Source organism: Nocardia rhamnosiphila NBRC 108938, assembly GCF_000720425.1.
In the GTDB taxonomy this organism is placed as follows: Bacteria; Actinomycetota; Actinomycetes; order Mycobacteriales; family Mycobacteriaceae; genus Nocardia; species Nocardia rhamnosiphila.
Genome location: NZ_JOAJ01000001.1, coordinates 144,556 through 162,322, shown reverse-complemented (window position 1 = coordinate 162,322; position 17,767 = coordinate 144,556). Strand labels below are relative to the sequence as shown.

At 68.5% G+C, this 17,767-nt stretch carries 15 protein-coding genes; 8 read left to right on the top strand and 7 right to left on the bottom strand.

The window, feature by feature from the left end; all coding sequences use genetic code 11:
• Positions 1 to 74: 74 nt before the first annotated feature.
• Complete coding sequence (locus IG75_RS0100800) at positions 75 to 1,427, bottom strand: MFS transporter (RefSeq protein WP_036512383.1); 1,353 nt, start codon at positions 1,425 to 1,427, stop codon at positions 75 to 77.
• Between the two features lie 291 nt (positions 1,428 to 1,718).
• Positions 1,719 to 2,627, bottom strand: coding sequence for an MBL fold metallo-hydrolase (locus IG75_RS0100795; RefSeq protein ID WP_030519172.1), 909 nt, complete (start codon positions 2,625 to 2,627; stop codon positions 1,719 to 1,721).
• A 337-nt stretch (positions 2,628 to 2,964) separates the two neighbouring features.
• On the opposite strand from IG75_RS0100795, the gene IG75_RS0100790 reads away from it, so the two are divergent.
• Together IG75_RS0100790 and dmpG are read left to right on the top strand one after the other, a co-directional pair.
• Entirely contained in the window at positions 2,965 to 3,843 is an 879-nt protein-coding gene (locus IG75_RS0100790; protein ID WP_030519171.1) for an acetaldehyde dehydrogenase (acetylating), read from the top strand.
• The gene (gene dmpG, locus IG75_RS0100785) at positions 3,840 to 4,889 is read left to right on the top strand and encodes a 4-hydroxy-2-oxovalerate aldolase (protein WP_030519170.1); all 1,050 of its coding nucleotides are present in this window, start codon (positions 3,840 to 3,842) and stop codon (positions 4,887 to 4,889) included. The genes IG75_RS0100790 and dmpG overlap by 4 nt, the downstream gene beginning before the upstream one ends.
• On the opposite strand, the gene IG75_RS0100780 is transcribed toward dmpG, so the two are convergent.
• Complete coding sequence (locus IG75_RS0100780; RefSeq protein ID WP_210436748.1) at positions 4,859 to 6,073, bottom strand: FAD-dependent monooxygenase; 1,215 nt, start codon at positions 6,071 to 6,073, stop codon at positions 4,859 to 4,861. The two genes, dmpG and IG75_RS0100780, sit on opposite strands and share 31 nt — an antisense overlap.
• A gap of 637 nt (positions 6,074 to 6,710) precedes the next feature.
• Positions 6,711 to 6,992: a hypothetical protein gene (locus tag IG75_RS38830; protein WP_156058541.1), complete on the bottom strand. Its 282-nt coding sequence runs from the start codon at positions 6,990 to 6,992 to the stop codon at positions 6,711 to 6,713.
• 277 nt (positions 6,993 to 7,269) lie between these two features.
• Here IG75_RS38830 and IG75_RS0100770 point away from each other — a divergent pair, with 277 nt between their 5' ends.
• The 6 genes from IG75_RS0100770 to IG75_RS0100745 all read left to right on the top strand — a co-directional run bounded on the left by IG75_RS0100770 (position 7,270) and on the right by IG75_RS0100745 (position 14,981).
• Complete coding sequence (locus IG75_RS0100770) at positions 7,270 to 9,435, top strand: acyltransferase family protein (RefSeq protein WP_081876703.1); 2,166 nt, start codon at positions 7,270 to 7,272, stop codon at positions 9,433 to 9,435.
• Positions 9,436 to 9,613: 178 nt separating this feature from the next.
• Complete coding sequence (locus tag IG75_RS0100765) at positions 9,614 to 10,264, top strand: ABC transporter permease (RefSeq protein ID WP_030519166.1); 651 nt, start codon at positions 9,614 to 9,616, stop codon at positions 10,262 to 10,264.
• Positions 10,257 to 11,432 carry an ABC transporter ATP-binding protein gene (locus tag IG75_RS0100760; protein ID WP_051714052.1) on the top strand — a complete coding sequence of 392 codons (1,176 nt, stop codon included), beginning with the start codon at positions 10,257 to 10,259 and terminating at the stop codon, positions 11,430 to 11,432. Before IG75_RS0100765 ends, IG75_RS0100760 begins: the two co-directional genes overlap by 8 nt.
• Entirely contained in the window at positions 11,429 to 12,208 is a 780-nt protein-coding gene (locus IG75_RS0100755; RefSeq protein ID WP_030519164.1) for an ABC transporter permease, read from the top strand. Before IG75_RS0100760 ends, IG75_RS0100755 begins: the two co-directional genes overlap by 4 nt.
• Entirely contained in the window at positions 12,205 to 13,182 is a 978-nt protein-coding gene (locus IG75_RS0100750; protein WP_030519163.1) for a glycine betaine ABC transporter substrate-binding protein, read from the top strand. Before IG75_RS0100755 ends, IG75_RS0100750 begins: the two co-directional genes overlap by 4 nt.
• A gap of 23 nt (positions 13,183 to 13,205) precedes the next feature.
• Positions 13,206 to 14,981: an FUSC family protein gene (locus IG75_RS0100745; protein ID WP_030519162.1), complete on the top strand. Its 1,776-nt coding sequence runs from the start codon at positions 13,206 to 13,208 to the stop codon at positions 14,979 to 14,981.
• 45 nt (positions 14,982 to 15,026) lie between these two features.
• Here the strand turns inward: IG75_RS0100745 and IG75_RS0100740 are convergent, their stop codons facing one another.
• The 3 genes from IG75_RS0100740 to IG75_RS0100725 form a co-directional block, all read right to left on the bottom strand.
• Positions 15,027 to 15,761, bottom strand: coding sequence for a maleylpyruvate isomerase N-terminal domain-containing protein (locus tag IG75_RS0100740; RefSeq protein WP_036512028.1), 735 nt, complete (start codon positions 15,759 to 15,761; stop codon positions 15,027 to 15,029).
• A 61-nt stretch (positions 15,762 to 15,822) separates the two neighbouring features.
• The gene (locus IG75_RS0100735; protein WP_030519160.1) at positions 15,823 to 16,428 is read right to left on the bottom strand and encodes a TetR/AcrR family transcriptional regulator; all 606 of its coding nucleotides are present in this window, start codon (positions 16,426 to 16,428) and stop codon (positions 15,823 to 15,825) included.
• Positions 16,429 to 16,537: 109 nt separating this feature from the next.
• Positions 16,538 to 17,761 carry a cytochrome P450 gene (locus tag IG75_RS0100725; RefSeq protein WP_030519159.1) on the bottom strand — a complete coding sequence of 408 codons (1,224 nt, stop codon included), beginning with the start codon at positions 17,759 to 17,761 and terminating at the stop codon, positions 16,538 to 16,540.
• Positions 17,762 to 17,767 lie beyond the last annotated feature (6 nt).

Genomic DNA, 17,767 nt, shown 5'->3' with positions numbered 1-17,767 from the left:
GTCGGCCGACATCGCCGAGAAGAACGAACTCGTACCGATCATCGGGACTTGTTCCGCGACCGGTTCGCCGTACGTCAGCCCCGTTCGATCCCGGCTCTCATGTCGGTATCGTCCGCAGCGGAACGCGAATCCCGCGTCGCGACCTTCAGCGCGAGGACGATCGCCGCGGCAAGCGCCAGAACCAGCGCGTAGACACAGATCGCCGGCGTGAAGCTGCCGGTCGTGTCCTTGATCCAGCCGGTGACCTGCGGACCGAAGTAACCGCCGAGGTTGCCCATCCCGTTGATCACGCCGAATCCGGCGGCGAGGGCCACCCCGGTGAGGAAGCTGGACGGCATCGTCATGAAGATGCCCATCGAGCTGTAGAGACCGATACCGGCCACGCAGAAGCCGATGATCGCGACGAGCGGGGTCTGGAAGAACACCGCGGCGATCGCGAACCCGAGGGCCGCGACGCCGGCCGCGATCGCGAAGTGCACCGGCCGTTCGCCGCGGCGATCACTGTGCCGGGTCCACCAGATCATCGGGCCGATCGCCAGGAGCGCGGGCAGGGCGGCGACCCACCCGATCTGGGTGTTGGTCATACCGAACTGCCGGTAGATCTGCGGCATCCAGATCTGGAAGCCGTTCAGGCCGAAGGTGAAGCAGATGAACACCGAGATGAGGACCAGGACCCGAGGATGCACCAGGCCCTGCCAGAAGCTGTGCGAGCCCGCGGCCGACTCGGTTTCCGCGGCCTCCTCGTCGAGCTTGTTCGTAAGCCAGCCGCGCTCCTCGGCGGTGAGGAACTCCGCCTCGGCGGGGGTGTCGCGCAGCACCCGGAAGCAGACGAACGCCATGATCACCGCCGGCACACCGGTGAGGATGAAAACCCACCGCCATCCGGACAAGCCGAGGAATCCGTCCATCTCCAGCAGGTGCGTGGTGATCGGCGTGCCGAGACCCGACAGGCAGATGAATCCGACGATCCACGACATCGAACGGCCGCGGTCCTGGTTCGGGAACCAGCGGGAGACGAAGTACAGCATGCCGGGCGAGAATCCCGCCTCCGCGATGCCGAGCAGGAACCGGCACACGACCAATGTCGTCGCCCCCTGCACGAAGCCTGTCGCGATCGTGACGATGCCCCAGGTGATCATGATCCGGGCGATCCACCGCCGCGCTCCCACTTTGGTGAGGATGTAGTTGCTCGGTGGCTCGCAGACCGTGTAGCTCCAGAAGTAGATGCCCGCCGCGAAACCGAACATCGACGCGGAGATTCCGAGTTCCTCGTTCATCGTCAGGCCGGCGACACCGATGTTGAGCCGGTCCAGGTACAGGACTATGTACGCCAATCCGATGATCGGCATGAACCGCAGCATCACCTTACGGATCGTCCGAGCGCCCACCGGGTCCCGGACCTCGGCCGGAGTAGTTTTCTGGCGCATGTTCCACCTCTTGTTCTTCAGCGCATCCACTGTGATGCGCGACACGGGAACGATGCGCGCCGCACTACCGGATTCCCAATCGTAAAGTCCCGTTCATCGGAACTTGGCTCGGCGGAGGTCACGGGCCCCGCCGACACCGGCAGGAGTTTCGGCAGGCCAGGCCCATGATGCGGGTACCGACCCGGTTCGATACCGCGCTCTGCGGGCACAGTGCAGACCAGAAGGACGACCGACACGACTCATCCGCCGTACGCGATCGCGTACGGCGGATGAGTGCACCACCGGTATCGGTCAGACGAACAGAGCAGGTGCCGAAGGCCGGCCGGCGTCGTCGAGCGAGACGACCACCGGCGCGTCCATCGGGAAGTGAGCGGGCATCAGCAGCAGGCCCTCCCGAGCGCAGCGTTCGAGAAGGGCATCGCGGGTGCGGCGGGCCGCGAGCGGGTCTGCGTCTCCCCCTTGGACGAGATGAGCGCAACAGAACTGAATCGGGTGGTGGACGACGTCCCCGGAGATGACCGCGCTGCGGTCGGGGGAACGGATTTCGACGATCTGATGACCGGCGGTGTGGCCGGGCCCCGACCGGAGGACGACACTCGTACCGCCTTCCTCGGCGAGGATATGGCCGTCTTCGACCGTGATCCACGCGGCCCGCGTCAGGACCGGCCGGATGCTGTCGTGATAGGTCCGCACGAGATCCGTTACCACGGGGTCCGGCGGCGGGCTTGCCACCAGCGCCTGCAGTTCGGCCAGTTCCACAGCGCCGAACACATAGGTGGCCCGTTCGAACGTCGGCACCCATGCCCCGTCGACGAGCCGGGTGTTCCAGCCGCAGTGGTCCGGATGCAGATGGGTGCTCACCACCAGGTCCACATCGGCGGGCGTATGCCCTGTCGCGGCGAACCGCTCTTCCCAGTCGGTGTCGAACATATGGTGTGGAAGCAGATTCGGCCGCTCCTTGTGGTTGCCGTTACCGGTGTCGACCACGAGCGTCGTACCACCGATATCGATCACGTAGGTATGGATCGCAAGGATCAGATCCCCCGTCGCGGGGTCCACGAATTGCGGCGGTAAGGCGGCCGCGGCGCGCTCGGCGCGCTCGTCGGCAGCCGGGAACAGGCCCGTGACCGGGAACGGCCAGCGCGCCAGTTCGGTGAGCTGCCGGACGCGCGCTCCTCCTATATCGACGGTGAAGGTCACCGCACCACTCTCCTCCCGGTCACGGATCGGTCCCGTGGATCCTCCTTGTGGGGGTCCGGACACCGCGACCGCAACGTCCCGATCATCGGTCCCGGGTCGCCGGGTCGGCAAGGCCGGCTCCGGCTCGCGTCCGTCGAAACCGATCGCGACGGCTACGTGCTTGGAAGCTGTCCGGCTATTCCGATCATCGGCCCGATCGCCGGACTCCCGGTGGTTCCCTCTCGGGTGACCGGTTACGGGGCGACCTGCGCGGACCGTCCCGCCGATGCTTCGAACAGTGTCGGCGACGAACAAGATCTCGGCCGATGCCGAGCAGATTCCAGTGGGAGGCACCTCCATGATTCGCAAAACCGCCGCCATCGTCGGCTCCGGGAACATCGGAACCGACCTGATGTACAAGCTGCAGCGATCCGAATACATCGAACTCCAGGCCGTGGTGGGGATCGACCCGGGAAGCGAGGGACTGGCACGAGCCCGCCAGGAGGGTATCGAGACTTCCGCCGGCGGCATCGATTGGCTCCTGTCCCGGCCCGGACTGCCCGACATCGTCTTCGAAGCCACCTCGGCGACGGTTCATGCCGCCGCGGCACCCAGATACGCCGAGGCCGGTATCACCGCCATCGACCTGACTCCCGCCTCCGTGGGCCCCTACGTCGTTCCGTCGGTGAACCTCGACGAGCACCTGTCGTCGCCCAACGTGAACATGATCAGTTGTGCGGGCCAGGCCACCATCCCGATCCTGTACGCGATCAACCAGGTCGCCGACGCCTCCTACGGGGAGATCGTCGCCGCCATCGCCTCACACAGCGCCGGCCCCGGCACCCGCCAGAACCTCAGCGAGTTCAGCGAGAAGACCGGCAAGGCGCTCGTTCGGGTCGCCGGCGCCGACCGCGCCAAAGCGATCTCGGTGATCAATCCGGCCGAACCGCCGATGAACATGCGCGACACGGTCTACGCCAAGGTCCGGTATCCCGACGCCGACGCCATCGAACGAGCGGTCGTGGACATGGTGGCGGAGGTGCGGCGTTACGTCCCCGGATACTCGCTGCGACTCATCGACGTCGAGGGTGACCTGGTGACAGTGATGCTCGAGGTCGTCGGTGCCGGCGATTTCCTCCCGACCTACGCCGGGAACCTGGACATCATCACCGCCGCCGCCGCTCGGGTCGCCGAGGGCGTGGCACAGCAGAACCTCACCCACGGAGCAGCACAGTGAATACCCCTGCACAGAAGAAGGTCACGATCGTCGACACCACTCTGCGGGACGGCATGTCGTCGGTATCGCATCAATTCACCCCCCGCAATGTCGCCGACATCGCACGCGGCCTCGACAGGGCCGGTATAGCCACCATCGAGGTCGCGCACGGTATCGGATTGGGCGCCTCGTCCGTCCAGTACGGTTTCGCGGCCGCGACCGATCCCGAATACATCCGCGCCGCCGTCGACGCGGTCGACAACGCCACCATCGCAGCCCTGTACGTCCCCGGGATCGCCACGCTCGCCGAACTACAGACAGCCGCGGAGGCCGGCATCGGGACGGTCCGCGTCGCGGTGCACTGTACCGAGGCCGACTGCGCAGAGCAGCCGATCCACTGGGCCAAGGACCGCGGCCTGACCGTGATGACCTTCTTGATGATGAGCCACAAACTCGAGCCCGAACCACTCGCAGAGCAGGCAGCAGCACTCGACTCCTACGGCGCGGACGTCGTCTACGTCGTGGACTCGGCGGGCGCGATGGTCCCCCGGCACGCGGGGGCCCGCGTCGCCGCCCTACGACAGGCGATCTCCGCGGACATCGGCTTCCACGCGCACAACAACCTCGGTGTCGGGATCGCCAATGCCCTCGCCGCCGCCGAGAACGGTGCCACGTTCATCGACGGTTCCCTGCGTGGTCTCGGTGCGAGCGCCGGAAACGCACAAACCGAGGTCCTCGCAGCGGCTTTCGAACGCGCCGGGTGGGATACGGGTGTCGACCTGTACCCCTTGATCGATACCGCCGAACACGTTGTGGCACCGCTGATGAGCGAACCGCAGATCGTCGACGAGACCGCATTGGTTCTCGGCTACGCCGGCGTCTACTCGACCTTCTTCCATCCGACCAAAAGGGCGGCGAAGAAGTTCGGCGTCCCCACCCGCGACATCCTGCTGGAGCTGGGCCGACGCGGCGTCATCGGCGGCCAGGAAGACATGATCCTCGACGTCGCCTCCGAACTCGCCCGCCGCACCTCGAGTCATCCGTCCGTAGGTCCCGGCGCCGAGTGATCGGTCGGGTTCGGTTCGGGTGGGGGTCGCGGCGAGGGCGGTGCCATTGCGAGTTCTCCCCGTCGGGCAGCCCGCCACCACCGTTGTCCGGAGTCGACGGTACGCCGGACCTTGCGCACAGCGGATACCTGTGTGAGCAGGTGTAGCTGATATCGCCACGGCACTTGCGGCCCGTGCCGAGCCGCCATCGCATAAGCGAACTGTACGGCGTCACGGTCGAGATACCGGTCGGCGTGTTCGAACCAGTTCATGCTGGCACGGGCGGCGGCCTGGATCGGGCGTAGTGCGGCGCGTCGCTGCGCATCATAGTTCTCCAGCGCGTCGGCGACCTCGGCATGCTCGTACAGGTTCTGTGCGAGCGCGACGGCGTCGACGGTTGCCAACCGGGTACCCGAACCGATGGTGAAGTGCGTCGTGTGCGCTGCATCGCCGAGCAACACGACGTTGTCGTGATACCAGGTCCTGTTGGTTATCTCGGGAAAGCGGCTCCATTTCGCGAACTCGCCTCGTGTCTTGCTGATCAACGAGTGACCGCCGAGGACGCGCGTGAAGATGTTCTCCAGAACACGCAGGTTCTCCGGATTGTCCAGGGAATCGAATCCCAGGCCATGCCACGTATGCGGTTGGCACTCGACGATGCACGTGCTGACTTTCCCGGCCACCGACGGGTAGGCATGGAACCAGACCCAACCGGCCGCGGTGCGTTCGAAGGCGAAGGTGAATCGGGTGAATACCTCGTCCGTACCGAGCCAGATATATCGATTCTCGCCGAGCGTGACGGACGTGCCGAAACAATGCTCACCCAGCTGCCGTACCCGGCTGTTCGCGCCGTCGGAGGCGACGATGAGATCGGTGTCGCCGAAACCGGACAGATCGTTGACTTCTCGCCCGTGCCGGACATCGACGCCCAGATCGCTCGCCCGCCGGGAAAGTACGTCGAGCAATGCCGCGCGCCCCATGCTGAACCCGTAGCCCCCGAAATGCGCAATCCGGTCGTCGCCCACATGTATTGCCTGGTCACGCCATACGACCGACCCGGCACGCACCGCCCGGGCGCTCTCGGGGTCGTTCCGGTACAGGATGTCGAGCAGGTCGTCCCAGTACACGACGCCCCAGCCATAGGTGGCCCCGGGGGGATCGCGGTCGAGCACCGTGATGGCATGGGCCGGGTCGCGCCGCTTCATGGAAATAGCAAAGTACAACCCGCCCGGCCCGCCACCGACGCATACGATCTTCATCTCGTTACCAGCTCCAGTCCGGCTGGTCGCACCTCACTTCACATAATCGGCTTTCGATGCGACCGAGCCCGGCACGATGCGCATGTCCGGGCACGGTCACCAGCGCTAGAAACTGCCCCAGCCGCCCCCGCCGGGCCACCAATTGTTCCAGCCGCCGCCGCCCCAACCCCAGCCGCCGCCGCCCCAACCCCAGCCGTTACCCCAACCCCAGCCATTACCCCAACCCCAGCCACCGCCACGACCCCAACCGCCATTACCCCAACCCCAACCATCGCCGCGACCCCAACCGCCGCCATTACCCCAGCCAGGGCTGTCGACGAGTTGGGTTGCAGACGTGGGCGTGGATGCCTGCGCGGTAGGCGCTTGCTGCGCGGCTGCGACGACCGGAATCGCGGCAACTGCGGCTATACCGGCGGCGGCCGCCAGCCGGGCGAACTTCGTGTGTGAATTCTTTCTCGTCATGATGGGCTCCAGATAGTGTCCCGACCCGCTTGAATTCTACGCGCCGGAATCTGGAATTTTCCGCGGTTCACTCAACCACAAATCGTCGATTTCTACAGATTTTCGATCCGGTAATGCCCGACTACTCCCGGGGTTCCCGGCGATCGGCCGCGACGGCCTGTCCAGGCGAAAGGGCCGGTAGCGGAGGCCGAGGCCGCGCGAGAACCGGTTCGGCATCCGGGATCGGCGTGCGCGGCAGGTAGTCGGTCGCGACGGGCGGTCGCCAACCCTCGCGGCGGTAGGCGAGAGCGGTCGGGCCGGTGCCGGCCAAGCCCGTTCCCTCGGCCATCCGTACCAGCTCCGCCATCGCCGGCTGCGCGGCCGAAGCCTCGGCTTTCCTCCTTGCCACGACATCGAATGTCATCGGCACGGCACCTCTCCCACCGACCATCCGGTCAGCGGATCGGACCGGGAACACACTCGCGATCCACAGTCCGCAGGTGCGGTGTCGGGCGAAGGCCGGATCACTCGGACCGATAACCGACCGACAGTGGAATCGGCTCCACCGTTGATCGGACACCCCCGATTCCGTCGATTTGTGCGTGGATGGCGTCGAGCACTGCCGGGAGAACTCGAACAGGAATATCCGCACGCGGTGCGTTGTCGTGACAACGACAACAAACCCGATAACAATGCTGCCCATGACCGTAGCGGTCGGCAGCGAATTGGGTGATCGGCGTGCGGACCGCGGCGATAATGCGGTGCCGCGAAGTTACTTTCGGCCCGATATCGAAGGACTGAGAGCAGTTGCCGTGGTGGCCGTCGTCCTTTTTCACGCGGGCATTCCCGGGGTCGGTGGCGGATTCGTCGGCGTGGACATCTTTTTCGTCGTTTCCGGCTTTCTCGTCACCGGAATTCTTTATCGCGAAACGGCGGCCACCGGCACTATCGGACTGGCCCGGTTCTACGGCGCGCGGGCCCGGCGACTGCTACCCGCGGCAGGTGTTGTCCTCGTCACCACCGCGGTGGCAGCCGCCGTGCTGCTGCCACCCCTGCAGGCCCGCCGGGTACTCGGCGACGGGATCGCCAGCGCGCTGTACGCCGGGAACTACCGGTTCGCGCTGCGCGGTGCCGACTATCTTGCCGGCGATGTGCTTCCGTCACCGTTTCAACACTTCTGGTCACTCGGTGTGGAAGAGCAGTTCTATCTGCTCTGGCCGGTGCTGATCGCCGCGACGGCTTGGTTCGCGCGACGGCACCGAACCGGGGCGGCGGCACCGCGGCCGTATCTGATCGTTCTCGTGATCGTCGCCGCGTTCTCTTTCGCAACCTCACTGAGCTGGACCGGCACGCTCCCGTCGTGGGCGTTCTTCTCGCTGCCCACCCGGGCCTGGGAATTGGCCGCCGGGGGCGTGATCGCGCTGTCGGCGGCGATGTGGTCCCGACTACCGAAAATTCCGGCCGCTGTCGCCGGCTGGGCCGGGTTACTGCTGATCACCGCCGCTTGCACATGGTTCGACGAGCACACCCGGTACCCCGGAACCGCCGCGCTGCTGCCCGTCGCGGGGACCGTGCTGGTGATCATCTCCGGCTGTGCCACTCCACGGTTCGGGGTCGGACGCGGGCTGGCACTCGGCCCGATGCGGGCGATCGGCCGCGGGTCCTACTCGTGGTACCTGTGGCACTGGCCGGTGTTACTGCTTGCGCCCTGGGTGGTCGGTCATCCGCTCGGACTCGGTGGTTCGCTGGGCGCGGTCACGATCGCGGGTGGACTCGCCATGCTCACGCTGTGGCTGGTCGAGAATCCGGCCCGTTTCGCCGTTCCCTTACGGAGTTCGGCCGCGCGCAGCCTCGCCTGTGGCGGTGCGATCACGGCTGTCGCCGGCGGCGTGACGCTCGCACTGCTCGTACTCGTGCCGGTCCCGGCCGGCCGCGGTACGGCGGCCCCGGCCCTTGCCCTCACTGCACCCACCACACCGGTCACACCGACTACGGACCCCGCGGAGACAGCAGTCCGGCAGCAGGTCGGCCAAGCGCAGGCCGCTATTGCCGCATCTGCCGCAATCGGCCCCGTCCCTTCGAATCTCACCCCCTCGCTCGCCGACGCGGCCGGGAGCAAAGCGGACGTGTTCGTGAACGGCTGTGTACGGTCCTGGCGAGAAGTGGGTCAGGCCGAGTGCGCCTCCGGCGATCCGGACTCGGCCACCACGGTGGCCCTGGTCGGCGATTCCCATGCCGCGATGTGGCAGCCGGCGTTCGAGCGGATCACCGCGGCGCGGCACTGGCGGCTGGAGACCATGGCCAAGGTCACCTGTCCGCTCCTGGACCTGCCCATCACCAGCCCTTACCTGGGCCGGGAGTACACCGAATGCGAGCAGTGGCGCGGCGAGATCGTGGACCGGCTGCAGGCCGAGCGACCGCGGTTGATCGTGGTGAGCATGTCCCGGCGATATGGTGCCGACTTCGGCTTCGTGTCCTACGACCCGGCCTGGATCGACGGTCTGCATCGCATGGTCGCCCGGCTGCGAGCAACCGGTGCGGCCGTGCTCGTGCTGGGGTCGATCCCCGACCCGCACACCGATGTCCCGATATGTCTGTCCGAACATCTCGACGATGCCGCGGCCTGCGCCCCGGCACGACCGGATGCGCTCAACGATGCCGGTATCGCGGCCGAGCAGGCGGCAACCACCGGCGGTGGCGGCCGGTACGCCGACCTGACCTCGCTGTTCTGCACCCCCTCCGCTTGCCCGCTTGTCATCGGGGACAACCTGGTCTTCCGCGACGACAATCACCTCACCGTCGGGTACGCCGAAACGCTCGCCCCGATCATCGGCGCGCTCACCGACCGCGCGCTCACCCGCAACTGATCGGGGGCGGGGCGGCACTCCGTCGTTCGTCGTAGGTCGTCGTCGCCGTACCGACCGTCTCCCGCGGTGGTCGCGCGCCGCGTCGCCGTCTCGGCGGTCGCACGTCCTCCGGGAAAACCCGTCCGGGCGCGGCGAGGTCGCGATAGCCTCGCTGCAGGCCGGAACGGGAGGTCGGATCCTGGATACATGGTGGAGCTTCGTCGTGGAACGACGGCATCAGCTCTTCGTCGACTCCTGTCTGCACGTCTCGGCGGTCGTGCAGTCCCTGCTCATCGCGACGGTGGTGGCGGTGGCCGTGGGTATCGCCGTGTACCGCAGTCCGATCGGCTCGGCGGCCGCGACCGCGGCGGCCGGGACCATTCTGACGGTGCCGTCGTTCGCCCTGCTCGGCCTGCTCATTCCTCTCATGGGCCTGGGTGTCGCGCCGACGGTGACCGCGCTGGTGCTCTACGCGCTGCTGCCGATCCTGCGCAACACTCTCGTAGGTCTCTCCGCGGTGGATACCGCGGTGGTGGATGCGGCGCGCGGGGTGGGGATGAACCGGTTTCGGGTGCTCGCCGCGATCGAACTGCCGCTGGCGTGGCCGTCGATTTTGACCGGCATGCGGGTGAGCACCCAGTTGATCATGGGCATTCTGGCGCTGGCCGCCTACGCGAAGGGCCCCGGGCTGGGGAATCTGATCTTCTCCGGGCTGGCCCGGCTCGGTAGCCCCAACGCGGTACCGCAGGCGCTCACGGGCACCGTGCTGATCGTCGCACTCGCCCTGGTTCTCGACGGGATCTTCGTCCTCGTCGGACGTTTCACCATTTCGAGGGGAATTCGTGACTGATTCGGCGAACCGTACGGCGGCGGTGTCCGGGGTCGAGATCGTGCTCGACGCCGTCACCAAACAGTACCCGGGACAACAGGATCCGGCCGTGGACGCAGTCTCGATGACGATACCGGCCGGTGAGATCGTGGTACTGGTCGGGCCGTCGGGCTGCGGGAAGACCACCACCATGCGGATGATCAACCGGCTGATCGAGCCCACCTCCGGCACGGTGACCATCGACGGCCGCGACGCCGCCGAGATCGACCCCGACCGGTTGCGCCGCGGTATCGGGTACTCCATCCAGCAGGCGGGGCTGTTCCCGCATATGACCGTCGCGCGGAACATCGCGACCGTCCCGGGATTGATCGGCTGGGATCGCAAGCGCATCGCCGCCCGCACCGACGAGATGCTGGAATTGGTCGGACTGGATCCCGGGACCTACCGGCACCGGTATCCGCGACAGCTGTCCGGCGGGCAGCAACAGCGGGTGGGGGTGGCGCGGGCCCTGGCCGCGGACCCGCCGATCCTGCTGATGGACGAACCCTTCGGCGCGGTGGACCCGATCACCCGCGGCCTGCTTCAGGACGAATTGCTCCGACTGCAGGCCGAACTGGGCAAGACGATCGTCTTCGTCACCCACGATTTCAACGAGGCGGTGAAACTCGGCGACCGGATCGCGGTCCTGGGTGACCGGTCCCGGATCCTGCAATACGACCGGCCGGCCGCGATCCTGGCCGACCCGGCGGACGAGACCGTCGCCGGATTCGCCGGCTCCGACGCCGCACTCAAACAGCTGACCCTGACCCGGATCCGGGAGGTCACGCTCGAGGAATGCGCCACGGTCACCGAGGACGCTCCGGTCGACGTGGCGCGGACGGCGATCGCGGACGGAGCCCGCGCCCTGGTGCTCGACACCGCGGGGCGGCCGTTGCGCTGGCTCACCACCGCGGACCTCGCCCACGCCGACTCTGTCGGCGGGGCCGGGACCGCGGCCGAGACACTGTCTGCCGAATCGACTCTCCAGGAGGGGCTGGCCGCGCTGCTGGGTGACCGGAACGCGACCGCGGTGGTCACCGGGCCGGACGGAAAGTACGCGGGACTGGTCACGATCGACACCCTGGTCGGCCACCTGGCCGGGCTGCGGACCGAGCCCGGCACCGGCACGGCGACGGATGTGCCGGCATGACCACCCTGGTGGCACCCACCGCATCGGGGCAGCGTTCGGCGCAATGGCGGGCCGAGCGGCTCCGGTTGCTGGTCCAGCCGGTGCTCGTCGGGCTGCTCACCGCGGGAGTGCTGGTGTGGGCGTTCCGGCGCGATCTGACCGTCACCCAGCAGGCGAGCCTCAACGCCGGCAATATCGCCACCGTCACCTGGCAGCACATCCTGATCACCGCCACTGTGGTACTGCTCGTGGTGGTGGTCGCGGTCCCGCTGGGCACCCTGCTCACCAGACCCGGCTATCGCCGCGCGGCGCCGTTCGTCGTCGCTATCGCCAATATCGGCGCCTCCGCACCGGCGATCGGGCTGATCGTGCTGTTCTATCTCGCCACCCGCACCACCGGGTTCTGGATCGGGGTGGCACCGATCGCGTTCTATTCGCTGCTGCCGGTCCTGCGCAACACCATCCTGGGCTATCAGGAAGTGGATCCGATGCTGGTGGACGCCGGGCGCGGACAGGGAATGTCCGCGGCGACCGTCCTGCGCCGGATCGAATTCCCGCTCGCCGTCCCCTACATCCTGGCCGGGCTGCGCACCTCGCTGGTGCTGGCCGTCGGCACCGCCACGCTGTCGTTCCTGGTCAGCGCGGGTGGGTTGGGGATTCTGATCGACACCGGCTACAAACTGCGCGATAACGTCACGCTGGTGGTCGGCGCGGTGCTCGCGGTGGCACTGGCCCTGCTGGTGGACTGGCTGGGCGCGGTGGCGGAACGGTTCCTCGGCCCGCGGGGGCTGCGATGAGAACCGTCCGACCGGCACGGCTGCTCCTCCTGGCGGCGGTACTGCTACTGGCCGGATGCGGTCTCCAGGCCGGGAGCGCGGTCCCGCTACCGGTCGGGCCCGGCAGTATCCGCCCGGACCCGGAGCTGGCGGGTGTCACCGTCACCGTGGGCTCCAAGGATTTCACCGAACAGAACATCCTCGGCTACATCATCGAATACGCGCTGGTCGCGGCCGGGGCCGAAGTCCGGGACCTCACCAATATCCAGGGCTCCAACAGTCTGCGCGACGCCCAGGTCAACGGGCAGATCGATATCGCCTACGACTACACCGGCACCGGCTGGGTCAACTATCTCGGCAACGAGAAACCGGTCCCGGACGAACAGGGCCAGTTCGCGGCGGTACGTGACGCGGATCTGGCCGCGCACGACATGGTGTGGACGGCGATGGCGCCCATGAACAACACCTACGCGCTCGCGACCGCCCGGCGCACCGCCGAACGGACCGGCACCTGGACCCTGTCGGACTACGCGCGCCTGGTCGGCACCGACCCCGCTGCGGCGAGTATCTGCGTGGGCACCGAGTTCAATGTGCGCCAGGACGGATTCCCCGGTTTGACCCGCGCATACGGCATCGACGGCGGGCAGGTGCCCAAGCGGATCGTCCAGGACGCCGTGGTCTATCAGGCGACCGCCGACGCCGCGCAGTGCGGATTCGGATCGGTCGCGGCCACCGACGGCCGGATCCCCGGACTCGACCTGGTCCTGCTGCGCGACGACCGCTCCTTCTTCCCGAAGTACAATGCCGCTCTGGTGATGCGTGCGGATTTCGCCCGGGCGCATCCGCGGATCGCCGAGGTCATGGCACCCATCTCCCGGTTGCTGACCAACGAGTCGATCACGGAACTGAACCGGCAGGTCGATGTCGAGGGCCGGGAGCCCGCGGAGGTGGCGCGCGACTGGATGGTCGCGCAAGGATTCGTCACCGAGGAGTGAACGACCAGGTGAGGAGAGGGTGAATGGTGGCTCCGGACGGTCCGACGCTCCCCTCACCCGCTCCGGCCCGCTCGGTCCTGTTCGGTCTGCCGCCCGCCGGGCGGCGACTGCCCGGGGCGGCGCGCGCGGCCCTGGCATTCGGTGCGCCGGCGCTGGTCGCGGTGGCCCTGGGGCACGAACAACAGGGCTTGATGGCCGCGACAGGCGCGCTGGCGGTCATCTTCGGTGAAGGCCAGGTGTATCGGCGCCGCCGGCGGGTCGTCGGGGCGGCCGCGCTGGCACTCACGATCTCGGCGTTCGCCGGCGGCCTCACCGGGGAACTGATCCACCAGCGGCTCGACTCGGGCGGCACGCACTGGTGGCAGCTGCTGCTGGTGCTGCTGATGTCGGCGGTCGCGGTGACCGGCACCTTCGTGAACTCGGCGCTGCGGCTGGGTCCGCCGGGCGGGTTCTTCTTCGTCCTGGCCGCCGGGGTCGGGGCGCTGATCACCGGGCACGGCGTCCCGCCCGGGCAGGTGGCACTGTGGACGGCCCTCGGCGGGGTCAGTGCCCTGCTGGTCGGTATGTCGGCGGCGCTGACGCGGGCCCACCCGCCGGAGGAGCGGGCGGTGGCCGCCGCGATCACCGCGGTGGACGACTACACCGCCCTCGCCCCCGGGGCCGCGGGCCTGGTGGACGCGCGCTACGCGACCGCGATGAAGGTACAGACGGCGTGGGCGTTGCTCGACGACGCCCGGCGCACCGGCTCCGACGGTCTCGCCGCCACGCTGAGCGGCGCCCAGCGCACCTTCGCCGACGCTCTGCACCGCAACCGGGCCACCGACGACGAATCGGATCTGCTCTTCGATACCGGCCGGCCCGCACCGACACCGCGGCCGTCGCTGCGCTACCGGCTCCTGCGGTCGCTCTCACCGGACAGCCATGCGGTGGTCTCGGCGAACCGGATCGGGGTCGCCGCGCTACTCGCCGGCTGTTCGACCGTCGCCCTGGATCTCGGTCGCCCTGACTGGGCGGTCCTCACGGTCACGGTCCTGCTGCACCAGGGCCCGGACCGGGTACGCGGCACCTACCGCGGGGTGCACCGGATCGGCGGTACCGCGCTGGGGCTGGCGCTGTTCGCCGCGCTCTACGCACTGGAACCCCGGAACTGGGCGCTGGTGCTGATCCTGATGACCCTGCAGTTCGCGATCGAGATGTTCGTCGCCCGGAATTACGGGCTGGCGGTCGTCTTCATCACGCCGCTGGCATTGCTGATGGGTGGGGGTGGGCAGTACGGCGATATATTCCCGGTGCTGCGCGACCGCCTGCTGGAGAGCGTGATCGGTGTGGTGATCGGGCTGGCCGCGCTGTGGGCGGTCGACCGGCGGGCCCACCGGCGGGTGCTGCTGCGCAACGATCAGCGGGTACTCGAGGTCATCGGTCACCTCCTGCACCGCGTATCCCCGGGCCGGGCTCTGCGCGAAGGTCGAGCGCACTCCCCGCATACGACACCACCGGACTCGCGGCACATCGCGCCGACGGGTCCACCGCGCGGCACCCTTCCCGCGCCGCGCGAAACGGTGCCCGGGGTCCCTGCCCTGCGGCGGGAGCTGGAATTCGAACTGATGGGTTCCACCCTGGGCGCGATCGACGCCGCCCACAACGAGCCGGAATGGGCGCGGGCGCACTGGACCCGGCATCAGCGCATCCGGCGGCTCGGCCACGAGGTGCTCGCCGCGACCCGGCAGGACCCGGGGTACGAACCGGTCGATAGCGCGCGACTGGACCGCTGGTCCCGCAGTCTCGCCGAGCTGGGATAGCCGCGTTCGGTACAGGCCCGCTCGGCCATCCGGCCGTGGTGGCTGTCAGGGCACGATCGGCAGGCTCAGGATCGCCGCGACGTGATCGGTGTCGCCGGAGATATCGACGCCCGCTTCGTCCGCGCTCGCCCGGCCCCACAGCAGCAGTGCCAGTCCTTCGGCCGTCCCCGACGCGGCGCCGGCCGTGGACTCCGACTCGCCGAGCACCCACTCGGCCGGATCGGCGAGGTCGGTGGCCACCAACCGCAGTGCCGCCTCCAGCGGCTCCAGCCGGCCCATCCCCACCTGCCGCGGATAGAACAACCCCACCACCTCGTCCACCGTATCCGCCCACACCTCGGGGACCGCCCGGATCAGGCCACGGGCCGCCTTCCCCGCGATGGCCGCCCGCAGGTCGTGCCCGTGGATCAGCGTTTCGTGCACCTGCCGGCGCCGCCAGAACGATGCGGGTCCCGGCGCTGTGGGCTCGGGGTGGGCCAGGACCCGGCCCTGGGCCTGCGGGTCCAGGGCCGCCAGGGTCTCGCGGAGTTCGGTCGCGCAGGCGGCGTAGTGGGTGGCGAGGTCGAACGAGCCCTCTCCCAGCGGTTCGGCTTTCTCCGCGCGGGCGTTCGCGGCGGCCCAGTGGTGGACGGAGGCCAGATGCTCCACCAGTTCGCGGACCGTCCAGTCACCACAACCCGGGATTCGCGCCGCCGGATCGGCATCCGGAATCGACGCCAGGAATTCGCCCTGGAAATCGGCGAGCAGCAGCGGATAGTCCAGACCGGAGATCGCGTCCATGGCGCAAAGCTACCGCGCCACGCCTACGTCGGCGCGCTGGAACGGCACGGGGTGGCGCAGGTCATCCGGGCGCTGCCGGGCCGCCGGCCGCGGGAGCCGTACCCAGCAGGAACGGGAGCAGGAAATCGCGCAGCAGGGCGCGCTCCTCGTCCACGGTCGCTGGTGGCAGGGTCAGCAGGGAGATCATCACCCGGACCGCCCACCGGCCCAGCCGATCCGCTGCCGCCGCGGACAGGTCCGGGCGCAGTCGCGTAACGAAGACCGCGACGAGTTCGTCGATCACCTCCGACGAATCCGAAAGGCGCGCGACGATTCCGGCATTCGCGGGTTCGAACCAGACGGCCAGATGCGGGGTTTCGCGGGCCTCGACCAGCGTGGCGGTCATCCCGTCGAGCAAGAGTTCGGCCAGGTCCGGCCCGTCCAGCGGCCGGTCACGCCAGACCCGCGCGAGGAGCCCGGTGGCCTCCCGGCCGGCGAAGGCGACATACAGCGCCTGCCGGTTGGCGAAATAACGATAGAGGGTCGCCCGCGAGCAGCCCGCCGCCTCGGCCACCTCGGCCATACCGACCGTGCCGGCGCCCTTGTCGATGACCAGGGCACGCACCGCGTCGAGGATGCGTTCCGCGGCCAGTTCGGTCCGCCCGGCGGCCAGCCAGTCACCGGTCACCGCGCGGCTCCGGCGTGCCCGGCGCCGGTACGGGGTCTCCGGTCGCCGTTCGAGGCGCGAGAACCGGCCACGACGCCGATCCGGAGCAGCGGGTGATCGCGTCGATCGGTCACGCCACGCACCGGAAGGGAACGCTGGTCGGCCGCCGGACGTACGGCCCGGGCGCGTAGGTGACCGCGTCGATATCGACGTGGTAGTCCGGGAAACGCGCCAGCAGTTCCTCCAGCGCCACTCGTGCCTGCATACGGGCCGCGGCCGCGCCCAGGCAGTGATGCGGGCCGTGCCCGAAGGTCATGATGCGCTGTGGGTTGCGCTCGATATCGAGGTCGGCGGCATCGGCGCCGAAGACCCGTTCGTCGCGATTCGCCGAGCCGTACACGAGCAGCACCTTACGGTCCGCGGGAATCGTCACGCCGTCCAGCTCCACCGGACGGGTCGTGGTCCGGGCCAGGCCCTGGACGGGAGAGGTGAGACGGGCGAATTCCTCGATCGCGACCCGGATGTCCTCCGGATCGGCGGCCAGCGCCGCGCGCTGCTGCGGGTAGCGCTGCAACAACTGCACCGCACCGCCGAGCAGGCCGGTGGTGGTGTCGTTACCGCCGGCGACCATGGTCCAGGTGTAGGCCAGGATCTGGACCAGACCGTCCACATCGGCGTCGTCGGCGCCGATACCGGCCTGGACGAGCAGTGACACCGTATCGTCGCCCGGATCGGTACGGCGACGCGTGATGAGCTCGGCGAAATAACCCAGCATCTCCATCGACGCCGCCTGCGCGTCCGCGGTGCGCTGGGTACTGGCCGCGACCACCGCGTCGGTCCAGCCGTCGAAACGGGAACGGTCCTCCTCCGGGACGCCGAGATAGTGCGCGACCACCATGGTCGGCAGCGGTTTGAACAGATCGGCCACGATATCGCCGCCACCATGGGCGGCCAGCCGGTCCAGCCGATCCCGGACGAATCGGCGCACCACCGGCTCCACCTCGGTGACCTGACGCGGCGTGAAGCCGCGGGCGACCAGTTTGCGGAACTCGGTGTGTTCGGGCGGATCCTGCATCACCATCGGCGGGTTCCCGGTGAGCCCGATCTGTTCGAGCTCACCGTATTCCACCGTCAGCCCGGCGCCCGAGGAGAAGGTGCCGGTGTCCCGGGCGGCGGCGTACACGTGCTCGTGCCGGGTGAGCACCCAGTAGTCGTTGTCCGGGTAGTCGGCGGGAACGACGCGGTGCACCGGATCGTGGTCGCGCAGCGCGGCGTACATGGACCACGGCTCGCGCCAGGTCTCGCCGGAGCGCAATTCGAACCGGGCCCGATCTTGATACGTATCTACCACCATGTATCG